13 protein-coding genes are annotated in these 12,077 nt (G+C 62.5%); 3 read left to right on the plus strand and 10 right to left on the minus strand.

Features of this window, described 5'->3' with window-relative positions:
- Nucleotides 1-75 precede the first annotated feature (75 nt).
- Genes fabI through fabA form a run of 3 tightly spaced genes read right to left on the minus strand, consistent with a single transcriptional unit; the run spans nucleotide 76 to nucleotide 2,709 of the window.
- Entirely contained in the window at nucleotides 76-888 is an 813-nt protein-coding gene (gene fabI / locus FJ434_RS05870) for an enoyl-ACP reductase FabI (RefSeq protein WP_027142026.1), read from the minus strand.
- 32 nt (nucleotides 889-920) lie between these two features.
- Nucleotides 921-2,141, minus strand: a complete 1,221-nt coding sequence (gene fabB / locus FJ434_RS05875; RefSeq protein ID WP_027142025.1) for a beta-ketoacyl-ACP synthase I — start codon at nucleotides 2,139-2,141, stop codon at nucleotides 921-923.
- A 49-nt stretch (nucleotides 2,142-2,190) separates the two neighbouring features.
- Nucleotides 2,191-2,709 (minus strand): 3-hydroxyacyl-[acyl-carrier-protein] dehydratase FabA, encoded by a 519-nt coding sequence (gene fabA, locus FJ434_RS05880; protein ID WP_140746529.1) that lies wholly within the window; start codon nucleotides 2,707-2,709, stop codon nucleotides 2,191-2,193.
- A 242-nt stretch (nucleotides 2,710-2,951) separates the two neighbouring features.
- Here fabA and irrA point away from each other — a divergent pair, with 242 nt between their 5' ends.
- Both irrA and FJ434_RS05890 read left to right on the plus strand, forming a co-directional pair.
- Nucleotides 2,952-3,383 carry an iron response transcriptional regulator IrrA gene (gene irrA / locus FJ434_RS05885; protein ID WP_181165865.1) on the plus strand — a complete coding sequence of 144 codons (432 nt, stop codon included), beginning with the start codon at nucleotides 2,952-2,954 and terminating at the stop codon, nucleotides 3,381-3,383.
- 101 nt (nucleotides 3,384-3,484) lie between these two features.
- Nucleotides 3,485-3,865 carry a DUF4260 family protein gene (locus FJ434_RS05890; protein ID WP_140746535.1) on the plus strand — a complete coding sequence of 127 codons (381 nt, stop codon included), beginning with the start codon at nucleotides 3,485-3,487 and terminating at the stop codon, nucleotides 3,863-3,865.
- On the opposite strand, the gene FJ434_RS05895 is transcribed toward FJ434_RS05890, so the two are convergent.
- A complete protein-coding gene (locus FJ434_RS05895; protein ID WP_027142021.1) occupies nucleotides 3,855-4,415 on the minus strand; it encodes an SH3 domain-containing protein in 561 nt (186 codons plus the stop codon). The genes FJ434_RS05890 and FJ434_RS05895 overlap by 11 nt on opposite strands.
- A 148-nt stretch (nucleotides 4,416-4,563) precedes the next feature.
- Here FJ434_RS05895 and FJ434_RS05900 point away from each other — a divergent pair, with 148 nt between their 5' ends.
- Nucleotides 4,564-5,565 (plus strand): D-glycerate dehydrogenase, encoded by a 1,002-nt coding sequence (locus tag FJ434_RS05900; protein WP_027142020.1) that lies wholly within the window; start codon nucleotides 4,564-4,566, stop codon nucleotides 5,563-5,565.
- Between the two features lie 26 nt (nucleotides 5,566-5,591).
- Here the strand turns inward: FJ434_RS05900 and FJ434_RS05905 are convergent, their stop codons facing one another.
- The 6 genes from FJ434_RS05905 to rpsT form a co-directional block, all read right to left on the minus strand.
- Nucleotides 5,592-6,080 carry a GNAT family N-acetyltransferase gene (locus FJ434_RS05905; RefSeq protein WP_181165866.1) on the minus strand — a complete coding sequence of 163 codons (489 nt, stop codon included), beginning with the start codon at nucleotides 6,078-6,080 and terminating at the stop codon, nucleotides 5,592-5,594.
- 2 nt (nucleotides 6,081-6,082) lie between these two features.
- Nucleotides 6,083-6,835 (minus strand): molybdopterin-synthase adenylyltransferase MoeB, encoded by a 753-nt coding sequence (locus tag FJ434_RS05910; RefSeq protein ID WP_140746544.1) that lies wholly within the window; start codon nucleotides 6,833-6,835, stop codon nucleotides 6,083-6,085.
- A gap of 31 nt (nucleotides 6,836-6,866) precedes the next feature.
- Nucleotides 6,867-8,006: a DNA replication/repair protein RecF gene (gene recF / locus FJ434_RS05915; protein ID WP_140746547.1), complete on the minus strand. Its 1,140-nt coding sequence runs from the start codon at nucleotides 8,004-8,006 to the stop codon at nucleotides 6,867-6,869.
- Between the two features lie 73 nt (nucleotides 8,007-8,079).
- Nucleotides 8,080-9,198 (minus strand): DNA polymerase III subunit beta, encoded by a 1,119-nt coding sequence (dnaN, locus tag FJ434_RS05920; RefSeq protein WP_027142016.1) that lies wholly within the window; start codon nucleotides 9,196-9,198, stop codon nucleotides 8,080-8,082.
- Between the two features lie 200 nt (nucleotides 9,199-9,398).
- A complete protein-coding gene (dnaA, locus tag FJ434_RS05925) occupies nucleotides 9,399-10,943 on the minus strand; it encodes a chromosomal replication initiator protein DnaA (protein WP_027142015.1) in 1,545 nt (514 codons plus the stop codon).
- An 855-nt stretch (nucleotides 10,944-11,798) separates the two neighbouring features.
- Nucleotides 11,799-12,065, minus strand: a complete 267-nt coding sequence (gene rpsT / locus FJ434_RS05930; protein WP_027026587.1) for a 30S ribosomal protein S20 — start codon at nucleotides 12,063-12,065, stop codon at nucleotides 11,799-11,801.
- Between the last annotated feature and the right edge of the window lie 12 nt (nucleotides 12,066-12,077).

A 12,077-nucleotide genomic window follows, 5' to 3' on the forward strand; every position in this document is an offset into this window, starting at 1 on the left:
GTTTCCGCGAATGATTCCAATTTTACTGGAGAGGATTATTTTCTTTACTGGCAAAGGACCCCACTTGGGGACGCTTCAGTCACGCCCGCCATCCGTCTGCTTCAACTCATCGAGTGTCGGCATCGAGACGATATGATAGCCGGAATCGACATAGTGGATCTCGCCGGTGACACCGGACGCAAGGTCGGACAGGAGATAGAGCGAGGAGCCGCCGACCTCGTCGATCGTCACCGTCCGGCGCAACGGCGAGTTGCGCTGCTGGTAGGAGAACATGTGGCGCGCGTCAGAAATGCCGGCGCCGGCCAGTGTGCGCACCGGACCGGCCGAGATGCCGTTGACCCGGATGCCGCGTGGGCCGTAGTCGTTGGCGAGGTAGCGCACGCTGGCCTCGAGCCCAGCCTTGGCGACCCCCATGACATTGTAGTTCGGCATGACGCGGACCGAGCCGGCATAAGTCAGCGTGATCATCGAGCCGCCGGCAGTCATCAGCGGCGCGGCGTTGCGCGCCACTTCGGTGAAGGAATAGCAGGAGATCACCATGGTGCGGACGAAATTGTCCCGGCTGGTGTCGGCATAGAGGCCTTTCAATTCGTTCTTGTCTGAAAAGCCGATGGCATGGACGACGAAGTCCAGTCCGCCCCACGCCTTGCCGAGCGTCTCGAACGTGGCGGCGACCGAAGCGCTGTCCTCGACGTCGCAGGGAACGACCAGCGAAGCGCCGAGCTTGTCGGCGAGCGGCTTGACGCGGCGGCCGAAAGCCTCGCCCTGATAGGTGAAGGCGAGTTCCGCCCCATGTTCGGACAATTTCCGGGCGATGCCCCAAGCAATCGAATGATCGTTGGCCACACCCATGACAAGCCCACGCTTGCCCTTCATCAATCCGTCCATGGCCGGCAAATCCTTATATAAAAAACTTGGCCTTATGCGGAATAGCGCTGGAAAACGAGCGTTGCGTTGGTGCCGCCGAAACCGAAGGAATTCGACAGAACGGTGTCGATCCCTGCGTTGTCGATGCGCTTGCGCACGATCGGCATGCCCTCGAATTCCGGATCGAGCGTCTCGATATGGGCGCTTTCGCCGATGAAGCCGCCTTGCATCATCAGGATCGAATAGATGGATTCCTGCACGCCTGCCGCGCCCAGCGAATGGCCGGTCAGCGACTTCGTCGACGTGATGAACGGCATCTTCTCGCCGAACACTTCACGGATCGCGCCCATTTCCTTGGAATCCCCGACCGGCGTCGAGGTGCCGTGGGTGTTGATGTAGTCGACCGGCGTGGAAACCGTCGCCAGCGCCTGGCGCATGCAGCGGACCGCGCCTTCGCCCGAGGGCGCGACCATGTCGAAACCGTCCGAGGTCGCGCCATAGCCGACGATCTCTGCGTAGATCTTGGCGCCGCGCGCCTTGGCATGTTCCAACTCTTCCAGCACCAGCACGCCGGCGCCGCCGGCAATGACGAAGCCGTCGCGATTGGCGTCATAGGCGCGCGATGCGGTCGAGGCCCTGTCGTTGAACTTCGATGACATGGCGCCCATGGCGTCGAACAGGTCCGACATCGTCCAGTCGAGATCCTCGTGGCCGCCGGCAAAGACCATGTCCTGCTTGCCCCACTGGATCAGCTCGTAACCATTGCCGATGCAATGCGCCGAGGTCGAGCAGGCCGAGGAGATCGAATAGTTGACGCCATGGATTTTGAACCACGTGGCCAGCGTCGCCGACGCGGTCGACGACATCGCCTTCGGCACCGCGAAGGGACCGATGCGCTTGGGACTGCCGTTCTTGAGCGTGGTTTCGGCCGCCTCGACGATGGTGCGGGTGGAGGGGCCGCCCGAACCCATGACGATGCCGGTGCGCTCATTGGTGATGTCGCTCTCGCCGAGACCGGCATCCGCGATCGCCTGGTCCATGGCGACGTGATTCCAGGCCGCGCCCTGGCTCAGGAAGCGCATCGCGCGGCGGTCGATCATGGCGGAAGGGTCGAGCGTCGGCGCGCCCCAGACCTGGCAGCGGAAGCCATGCTCGGCAAAGGAATCGGAAAAGCTGATGCCGGATCTGGCATCATGCAGCGAGGTCTGCACCTCGTTGGCATTGTTGCCGATCGACGACACGATGCCGAGGCCTGTGACTACGACACGTCTCATTCGCAACTCCTTCCAGGGATGCTGGCCAATGGGCGGGCCAGGGCTGCGGTCAAGCGACCGCCGACTGCTTTGACAGGCCGACCTTCAGGTCCGTCGCCGCATATATGGGCTCGCCATCCGCCTTCATCCAGCCATCAGCGATGCCGAGCACCAGCCGGCCGCGCATCACACGCTTGAAATCCACGCCATACTCGACCTTCTTGACCGATGGCGTGACCATGCCCTTGAACTTGACCTCTCCGGTCGACAGCGCCATTCCCCTGCCGGGTTCGCCAAGCCAGCCGAGGTAAAAACCCGTCAATTGCCACAGGGCGTCCAGGCCGAGACACCCAGGCATGATCGGATTGCCGATGAAATGACAGGCAAAGAACCACAGGTCCGGCTTGATATCGAATTCCGCGCGGATAAAACCCTTATCGAAGCCGCCGCCGGTCTCGCTGACCTCGGTGATACGATCGAACATCAGCATCGGCGGGTAGGGCAGCTGGGCATTGCCCTCTCCGAACAGCTCGCCGCGGGCGCAGGCCAGCAATTCTTCGTAGTCGTAGCTGGATTTCGAACCCGCCATCAATTTCGTCCCCATATCGTCCGGGCGGTAGCGTGCCCTTGTCGTTGGTGTCCTAACACAATCTGTTTCAGGCCGGAAACCGGCGTTTGCGCTTAACCCGCCAGTCCGCCCGGGTCAATGCGCGCTATTGATCGCATTCGGGCGACAGAATATATGTCAACAGGGGTCCGGTTTCGGCAGACATTCATTTTTTTGCCATTCTGGGCGTGTCTTGAAGCGGGACTGTGAGCTTGGAAGACCAGATGGACCGGGGCTGCCGGAAGGAAAATGTCGCTGTGGACAAGCGGGTACGTGAAGCCGGCCTGAGGCCGACGCGTCAGCGGATTGCGCTGGCCGACCTGCTTTTCGCCAAGGGCGACCGCCATTTGTCGGCTGAGGAACTGCACGAGGAGGCGCAGGCCGCCGGCGTGCCGGTGTCGCTGGCCACCGTCTACAACGCGCTTCACCAGTTTACCCAGGCGGGGCTGCTGCGCATCCTCGCCGTCGAGGGTTCCAAGACCTATTTCGACACCAATACCTCCGACCACCACCATTTCTACATCGAAGGCGAAAACAGGATATTCGACATCGCCAACGGCCCGGTCACGGTCACCAATCTGCCGGACCCGCCCGAAGGCATGGAAATCGCCAATGTCGATATCGTGGTGAGGCTGCGTCCCAAGCGTCCGGTATGACCGGCGAGGCCGGAATAATGGGCCAGGGCCGGAACAATCCGTCTGGCCCGAATAATCGGTCTGGCCCGAATAATCGGTCTGGCCCAAATAATCGGTCTGGGATGAAGCCCCTCGATTGGATAGTCCGGCTCGAATGGGCTGTCGTGGCGGCGGTTGCGGTCGTCTTCTATGGCGCGACAGGCGTCTCCTGGTGGCTCTTAGCGTTGCTCATCCTGGCGCCGGACCTCTCGATGCTGGGTTATCTCGGTGGCCCGCGCATCGGCGCCATCGCCTACAACGCCTTGCACACCCTGATCGTACCGGTGCTTCTGCTGCTTGCTGGGCATTTCGCCGGCAGTGCGGTCGGCAGCGCCATCGCACTGATCTGGATCGCCCATATCGCGATCGACCGTGCACTGGGTTACGGCTTGAAGCTGTCGACAGGATTTCAGGACACCCATCTTGGCCCCATCGGGCGCAAACGCGAGACGTTCAGTCCTTGACCCGCTCGCCCGGATAAGCGCCCCAGACGACCGACTGGGCAAGCCAGCCGGTGTGGCCGTCGAGCGTCATTTCGCACCACTGGCCGTCGCAGGACTTGATCATGCCCATCACGCCGGGTTCGACGATCGCCACCACCCTGGCATCCTTGTCGGGACCTTTCAGAAGATTGATCTGGCCGCCCTTGCCGCGCTGCCAGGGCGCGATGATCGCTGTGCGCCGGCCCGAAAGCAGCGACTGGTTGATCCATCCTTCCGAGCCGTCGGCGTCGCGCACCCGCCGCCACGTATCGAACTCCTGGATGATCTCCATCGGCAGGCCAGCCTTCATATACATCCAGTCGACCGAATAGTTGGCGCCGGGGCCGACGCGCGAGTTGACGCGGCCGGATTTCAGGCTGACGAATCGCGGCAGCGGCAGCCCGCTCGGTCCGAGCGTGATGGCGCTCTGGGCTGGGGCGGCCGCGCTCTGCGCGCCGGCAAGCGGAGAATAGAGGAGAGCGCCGAGAAATGCTGCGCTGAGGGCCAGGCGAAGCGACGCGAAACCAGACACTTTCGTTCCTTTCGGCGCCGGCCCGACGGCTGCGGCACCCCTTTTTCTTTGTCTTCGGCGGCACCGCTTGTTACATGGGTAAATCGGCTACCGCGACCAGCTTTCAGTTTCGCCGGTCTTGGTTAAAGAGGTCTCAACGAGGGAAACAATGCCAGGCAAAAAGAAGCCTCTCGTGGTCATCACGCGAAAGCTGCCCGACCCGGTCGAGACCCGCATGCGCGAACTGTTCGACGCAAGGCTGAATGTCGAGGACAGGCCGATGACGCAGCCGGAACTAGTCGCCGCGGTCAAGGAAGCCGACGTGCTGGTACCGACCGTGACCGACCAGATCGATGCCGCACTGATCGCCCAGGCCGGCGACAACCTCAAGCTGATCGCCAATTTCGGCAATGGCGTCGACAAGATCGACGTGGCGGCGGCGGCCAAGAGAGGCATCACCGTCACCAACACGCCCAATGTGCTCACCGAAGATACCGCCGACATGACGATGGCGCTGATGCTGGCCGTACCGCGCCGGCTGGCGGAAGGCGCCAGCGTGCTTACCGGCGACAAGAAATGGGCCGGCTGGTCGCCGACCTGGATGCTTGGCCGGCGCATTTGGGGGAAACGGCTCGGCATTGTCGGCATGGGCCGCATCGGCACCGCCGTTGCCAAGCGGGCCAAGGCTTTCGGCTTGTCCATCCACTATCACAACCGGCATCGCGTGCTGCCGGCGGTCGAAGATGGACTGGAGGCGACCTATTGGGAGAGTCTCGACCAGATGCTCGCCCGCATGGACATCATCTCGGTCAATTGTCCGTCGACGCCGGCGACCTTCCATCTTCTGTCAGCACGGCGGCTGGCGTTGCTGCAGCCCACCGCCTACATCGTCAACACCGCCCGCGGCGACATCATCGACGAAGAAGCGCTGGTCAAGCTGATCCAGGACGGCAAGATCGCCGGCGCCGGCCTCGACGTTTACGAGCACGAGCCGGCCCTGAACGGCAAGCTCTTGAAGCTCGCCGCCAGGAACAAGGTCGTGCTTCTGCCGCATATGGGCTCGGCCACGCTCGAGGGCCGTATCGACATGGGCGAGAAGGTCATCATCAATATCCGCGCCTTCGTCGATGGCCATCGCCCGCCAGACCGCGTGCTGCCGCTCAGAACCTGAAAACCCTCCAGGCGTAGGCTCGCCGTTTATGAGATCGTTTTGCGCATGGTGATGGACGTCGGCCTGTCATAACCCTCATGCGCCGTCCGTTCGGTCTCGCGAAAGCCGAGCCGGGCAAAGGCGGCATGATTTGCGGTGAGTTCGATCCTCGTCTCGAGATCGATGGCGGACTTGCCGCGGCTGCGGGCCAGATCCTCGGCCGCTTGCATCAGCCGCCGGCCAATGCCTTGCCCTTGGCGGTCCGGGGCGACGGCGAGCTTGCCGACATAAAAACCGTCAGCCCTTTCAAGGGCAAAAACGCAGCCCACGATTCTGTCATCGCCGTCGAGTGCCAGAAAGCCCGTCTCCCGCAGGGCCTTGGCGCGTAGCGCATCGACTGTGAGCAGGTGAGCCGACGACGGCGGGTCGATGATGCCGTCCATGAAGGCGAAGGCACGCATGATGAGGGCAAGCACATCACCCCAGCGGCCGAAATCGGCCGGGATCTGCGTGATCGAAATACGGGATTGTTCCAAGATCAGCGTCTCTTGTAGCGGATCGTCTCGAAACGCGCGGCCAGCGCATCATAGAGCAGCAGCCGGCCGATGAGCGGCTCGCCTATGCCGGTCAGCAGCTTGATCGCCTCCATTGCCTGCAGCGTGCCGATGACCCCCGTCAGTGCGCCGAGCACTCCGGCTTCGGCACAGGACGGCACCAGGCCCGGCGGCGGGGCTTCGGGAAACAGATCCCGATAGCTCGGGTTTGGCTTGCCGTCGCTGCCGTTTTCGAAAGGCTTCAGCACGGTCACCGAGCCGTCGAAACGTCCGACGGCCGCATGCACAAGCGGCTTCCCTTCGGCCGCGCAGGCATCAGCCACCACATAACGTGTCTCGAAATTGTCGGACCCATCGACGACCATATCGTACTTGGCCACGAGGGCAGGTGCGTTCTCCGCGGTCAGCCGGAATGTGTGCGTTTCGGTTGATATGTTGGGATTGATACGGGCGATTGCCGCCTCGGCGCTCTGGGTTTTCAGCATGCCGATCGTATCGGTGCCATGGATGACCTGACGTTGCAAGTTGGAGAGCGAAACTGTGTCGTCGTCGATCACGCCGAGCGTGCCGACGCCGGCCGCGGCGAGATATTCAAGCACCGGCGCACCGAGCCCGCCGGCGCCGATCACCAGGACCCGCGCCTGCTTGAGCTTCTGCTGGCCCGCGCCGCCGACCTCCGGCAGCACGATGTGGCGGGCATAACGTTCGATCTCGTCGGCGGTGAGCGCAGTGGTCATATCAGGACCATATAGCGGCCGAAAAACCTTGTCAGGGGTCTTCGGTTGGCCCAATCGTGCCATGGTCGACCGTCAGGAACTGCGCGCGGCCATGCAGGCTGGAAAACAGCGCCGCATCGGTTCCTGTCATGAAAGCCTGGCAGTTCAGTTCCTCCAGGATCGAGAACAGTGCCGCGCGGCGACCGCCATCGAGGTGCGCCGCGATCTCGTCGAGCAAAAGGATCGGCGTCAGGCCGGACATTTCGCCGGTCAGCCGGGCATGCGACAGCACGATACCGACCAGCAGTGCCTTCTGTTCGCCGGTCGAGCAAAGTTCGGCCGGCATGGCCTTGGGCCGGTGCCGGACCACGAGGTCCGAGCGGTGCGGGCCCTCGAGGGTGCGTCCGGCGGCACGGTCACGGTCACGGCCATCGGCAAGCGCCCGTCGGAACCGCTCCTCGACATCGACCGCTGGTGCATTGGCAATCCCGGCCTCCAGGTCACCCGAAAGGCCGATATCGGCCTGCGGAAATGGCCCCGTGTCGGGCAGCCTGCCGATCATGGCGGCCAGCAGCCGCACCATTTCGGCGCGCGCCGCGGCGATCGCCACGCCGGTCTCCGCCATCTGCGTCTCTATCGCCTCGAACCAGCCGGCATCGCGTGAGCCTTCCGTCAGCAAACGGTTACGGCCCCGCATCGCCTTCTCGTAGTCGAGCGCACGCTGGCCGTGTCCGGGATCGATCGCCAGCACCAGCCGGTCGAGAAAGCGCCGGCGATCCGCGGCCGGTCCGGTGAACAACGAATCCATCGCCGGCGTCAGCCACACGACCCGCAGCCACTCCAGCATGTCCTCGGCCCGGGCGGCGGCTCCGTTTATGCGCACCCGCCTGCCGCTCTCCGCCGCGTCGCCTCCGGAAATGCCGGTGCCGATCTCGACCTCGCCGTCAGGTCCGTGGAGCCGGGCATGCAGGGCAAAGCCGCCATCGCCACCCTCACGTGCGACATCCGCGTAAGGCGCGCGGCGCAAGCCGCGCCCCGGGGTCAAAAAAGAGATCGCTTCGAGGAGATTGGTCTTGCCGGCACCATTGTCGCCGGAAAAGATCACGGCGCCAGGAGCAACATCTATCGCCAGGCTTGCATAGTTGCGAAAATTGGTAAGCGTAAGCTTACTTATGTGGGTTTGTACCGGCAACCGCTATCCGCCTGTGGAAGTCACCGCAACCAATATCCTCCGCCGATCGTATCGTCAGGCGACGCCGGTCCGGCTATACTCGCATCGGCATCAGCACGTAAAGCGCGGTCTCGTCGGCCATGTCGTGGATCAGTGTTGGCGAACCGGCATCGGCCAGCATGAATTTGGCTTCCGTGCCGGTCAGCTGCGCGGCGACATCGAGCAGATATTTCGCGTTGAAGCCGATCTCGATCGGGTCGGATGAATAGTCTGCAGCCAGTTCTTCCGTGGCGCTGCCTGAATCCGGATTGTTGACGGCAAGCGTCACCTGGCCTTCGCTGATCGAGAGCTTCACCGCACGGCCGCGTTCGGAAGAGATGGTCGAGACGCGGTCGACCGCGGCAGCGAAGCTCTGGCGGTCGAGGATCAGCTTCTTGTCGTTGCCGGTCGGAATGACGCGCTGATAGTCCGGGAAGGTGCCGTCGATCAGCTTCGAGGTCAGGACGACGCTGCCGATGGTGAAGCGGATCTTGGTGTCGGACAGTTCGGTGGTCACGGCGACATCCGGATCATCGACCAGCTTCTGCAACTCACTCACCGTCTTGCGCGGAATGATAATGCCCGGCATGCCCTCCGAACCCGCCGGGGCGTCGATCTCGGCGCGCGCCAGGCGATGGCCGTCGGTTGCCACCGAGCGCAGCTTCAGCTTGCCACCGACTTCATGCGTGTGCAGGTAGATACCATTGAGATAGTAGCGCGTCTCCTCGGTGGAGATGGCGAACTGCGTCTTCTCGATCAGGCCCTTCAACGCCACCGCATCGAGACGGAAAATATGCGAGAAGGATCCCGCCGAAAGCTCGGGAAAGTCGGATTGCGGCAGGCACTGCAGGCGGAAGCTGGAGCGGCCCGACGTAACCGTCATGGCGTTGCCGTCCTCATCCGTCTTCAGCATCACCTCGGCGCCGTCTGAAAGCTTGCGCACGATGTCATAGAGCAAGTGCGCGGGGACGGTCGTCGCGCCGCCGCGCTCGACCTTGGCGGGCGTCGCTTCCGTCACCTCCAGGTCGAGGTCGGTGGCCTTCATTTCGAGGCTGGCGCCTTCGGCGCTGAGCAGCACGTTGGACAGGATCGGTATGGTGTTGCGCCGTTCGACCACGCGGTGGACGTGGTTGAGCGACTTCAGGAGATTTGACCGTTCCAGGATAACACGCATGACGAAACAGGCTCGCTTGAATGAATGAACGGGTCTCCGGCTACCGGCGCCCCGCAAAAGGTCTGAACAGGCTTCAGAATCTACGCAAACTGACAGGAAAAAACCAGTGAGCGCAAGCCCGCGCCACCGGTTCGGGCCGGTTACGCGGGCTTTCTGGGGATAAAGCTGGCCAACCCTGCAAGCCGGCCGTTCTGGGCCGGTCAGGCCTGGTCGTTGATCAGCCTTCTCAGCAATTCCAGTTCCTGCGCCAGCGTGTTGTCATTGCCGGACAGGTCCTCGATCTTGCGCACGGCGTGCAGCACCGTCGTGTGGTCGCGGCCGCCGAAACGCCGCCCGATCTCCGGCAGCGAGCGCGGCGTCATCACCTTCGACAGGTACATGGCGACCTGCCGCGGCTTGACGATGGTGCGCGTGCGCCGGTTGGACAGCAATTCCGTCTTCGAGACGTTGTAGTGGCGCGCGACGATGCGCTGGATGTCCTCGATGCGGACCCGCTTCGGCTCGCCCGTGCGATAGATATGGCCGAGGATCTCGTCGATGCGGTCGATGGTGATCTGCGGCTCGAACGACTGGCGAAACAAGAGCTGGTTGAAGGCGCCTTCCAGTTCACGTCCGCTACCGGTCACGGTGCGGGCAACGTGGTTGAGGATCTCTTCGGAAATGTCGAGCGATGCATCGTCGATCCTGGCTGTGGCTAGGCGCAGTTTGAGCATGCCGAGCCGCATGGCGAAATCGGGTGCCGACATTTCGAGCGCGACGCCGCCATTGAGGCGCGAACGGACCCGCGGCTCGAGCGATTCCAGCTCCGACGGTGGCCGGTCGGCCGCGACGACGACCTGCTTGGCGCTGTCGAGCAGCATGTTGATCAGATGGCAGAATTCATGCTGGATCGACTTGCCCTGCAGGAACTGCATGTCGTCGATGATCAGGAGGTCGATGTCGCGCAGCTGCTCCTTGAGCGTCAATGCGTTGTTGTCGCGGATCGCCGTGGCGAAGCGCCACATGAAATACTCCGCGGTGAGATAGACGACGCGCGACTTCGGGTTCTGCTTCAGCGATTCCGCGGCGATGGCTTGCAAGAGGTGCGTCTTGCCGAGCCCGACGGTGGCATGCAGGAAAAGCGGATTGAAGCGCACTGCGCTCGACTGAGATTCCGCCACGGCCTTGGCGGCGGCGAAGGCGACGCGGTTCGAGGGCCCTTCGATGAAGGAGCCGAACGTGTAACGCGGATCAAGCGGTGATCCCAGCACATTGTGGCGGAACTCGCTCTCGACCGGCACACCCGGACGCGGCACGGGAGACCGCTCCACCCTGCCTGGGCTGACCGTGCCGGCGGCCAGCGCCGTCTGCGTCTGCCGCGTCATCTTGCGCGCCGGCGCCAATTCCGGTTCGGGCTGGCTGCGCCCCTGACGGGTCGCGGTGCGCACGATGATCTCGATCTTGAGAAGCTCGGGATCCTCGTGCTTCCACAGCTCGGAAATGAGATCGTGATAGTGGCCGTTGATCCACGAGCGCAGGAACGCGGTGGGCACGGAGATGCGGACAATGCCCTTGGAAGCTTCCGCGACCTTCATGCGGCCGAACCAGCTGGAATAGACTTCGGTTCCCAGGCGCGCCTTCAACTGGGCCTTGACCCGGTCGAACTTCTGTTCCGCGTCGCTGGAGACCGCCATCTCGTTTGCTCCGATCAAAGTTCCAGGAAATGGGAGGTCGCCCGTAAGCTCCCTTTCGATGCCGCTCTGCATGATCGAGTTCCTTGCCTTTCTGTACCCGTTTTTCGCTGGGGATGCGCCTCCTGCACCCTTTTTCCAGCGACCGTGTCTTCGCTACGATGCCCGTTGCCGCCGCCGGCAATGAACGTCGCCCACCATCCAAGGGAACCGGTGCCGGCTCATGGAAGCCAGCCCGCGTTGGGTATGTCAGGGCAATACAACACCGTCCGGCGAAAGAGCGCCGGCGCGCCGTCCTACCTGCCATGTCTAGTTACGCCAGTCCCCTACCGTATCGAAAAAGAGCAAACCATACCCGTCCGCGGATTTGATCCGCGTCGCAAATCCCGCCAATTTAAGCTGGCCGCGTCAGGCTGGGTTAAGGGCCAGAGGCCCGTCTCCTTCGATAGATCGGACATTACCGAAATCGCTGTGGATAGGGCAAGGCCACGTCTAACGGATTTTTAAGGAATCTGGTTACCTCGGGCGGGTTGGAGCGCCATGCCGCAGTGCTGTATTTTAACAAAGCCATTGTGATTCAAACCCTTTTCCGACGAATATGAAAAAGCCGGACCGGCGCGAAATTTTCTGAAATAATTCACTTGACAGCCAGTTGTCCTCCCGTCCCTTCGGCGCGTTGTGGACAAGCTGTGGATGACCATCGCTAAATATTTGAAAAGTATCGGTTATTTCTGATGGACATGGTTTTTAAAGTCGACGCTTTTCAAGCGTTCCGATCATCAGCGGGCATGAATGTGCCGGCAAACCATTTCAAACTGTGGACGCTGCATTTGCAGTTGTTCCGGCTATTCTTTTTAAGTACTTGCCGGCAAACGAAAAAACCCGGCGTGATCGGCCGGGTTCGAAGAAGATCGTCCTGAGAAGGCGATGTCAGGCCGACAGCACCTTGAGGCGCTGGGCGAGGCGCGACACCTTGCGGGACGCCGTGTTCTTGTGGATCACGCCTTTGGTCGCGGCGCGCATCAATTCCGGCTCGGCAGCCTTGAAGGCGGCCTGTGCTGCGGCCTTGTCGCCCGAGGCGAGTGCCTCCTCGACCTGGCGGACGTAGGTGCGGACGCGCGAGCGGCGGTTCTTGTTGATCGCCGCGCGGCGGGCGATCTTGCGCGTTGCCTTTTTGGCCGAGGATGTGTTGGCCATGATGCCTCTCTT

The sequence above is a fragment of the Mesorhizobium sp. B2-5-13 genome (assembly GCF_006440535.1).
GTDB classification, from domain to species: Bacteria; Pseudomonadota; Alphaproteobacteria; order Rhizobiales; family Rhizobiaceae; genus Mesorhizobium; species Mesorhizobium salmacidum.

Excerpts from the sequence above, each read along its gene's own strand:
- fabI (WP_027142026.1), bottom strand. The coding sequence starts at position 888 with ATGGACGGATTGATGAAGGGCAAGCGTGGGCTTGTCATGGGTGTGGCC.
- fabB (WP_027142025.1), bottom strand. The coding sequence starts at position 2,141 with ATGAGACGTGTCGTAGTCACAGGCCTCGGCATCGTGTCGTCGATCGGC.
- fabA (WP_140746529.1), bottom strand. The coding sequence starts at position 2,709 with ATGGCGGGTTCGAAATCCAGCTACGACTACGAAGAATTGCTGGCCTGC.
- irrA (WP_181165865.1), top strand. The coding sequence starts at position 2,952 with ATGGACCGGGGCTGCCGGAAGGAAAATGTCGCTGTGGACAAGCGGGTA.
- FJ434_RS05890 (WP_140746535.1), top strand. The coding sequence starts at position 3,485 with ATGAAGCCCCTCGATTGGATAGTCCGGCTCGAATGGGCTGTCGTGGCG.
- FJ434_RS05900 (WP_027142020.1), top strand. The coding sequence starts at position 4,564 with ATGCCAGGCAAAAAGAAGCCTCTCGTGGTCATCACGCGAAAGCTGCCC.
- FJ434_RS05910 (WP_140746544.1), bottom strand. The coding sequence starts at position 6,835 with ATGACCACTGCGCTCACCGCCGACGAGATCGAACGTTATGCCCGCCAC.
- dnaN (WP_027142016.1), bottom strand. The coding sequence starts at position 9,198 with ATGCGTGTTATCCTGGAACGGTCAAATCTCCTGAAGTCGCTCAACCAC.
- dnaA (WP_027142015.1), bottom strand. The coding sequence starts at position 10,943 with ATGCAGAGCGGCATCGAAAGGGAGCTTACGGGCGACCTCCCATTTCCT.
- rpsT (WP_027026587.1), bottom strand. The coding sequence starts at position 12,065 with ATGGCCAACACATCCTCGGCCAAAAAGGCAACGCGCAAGATCGCCCGC.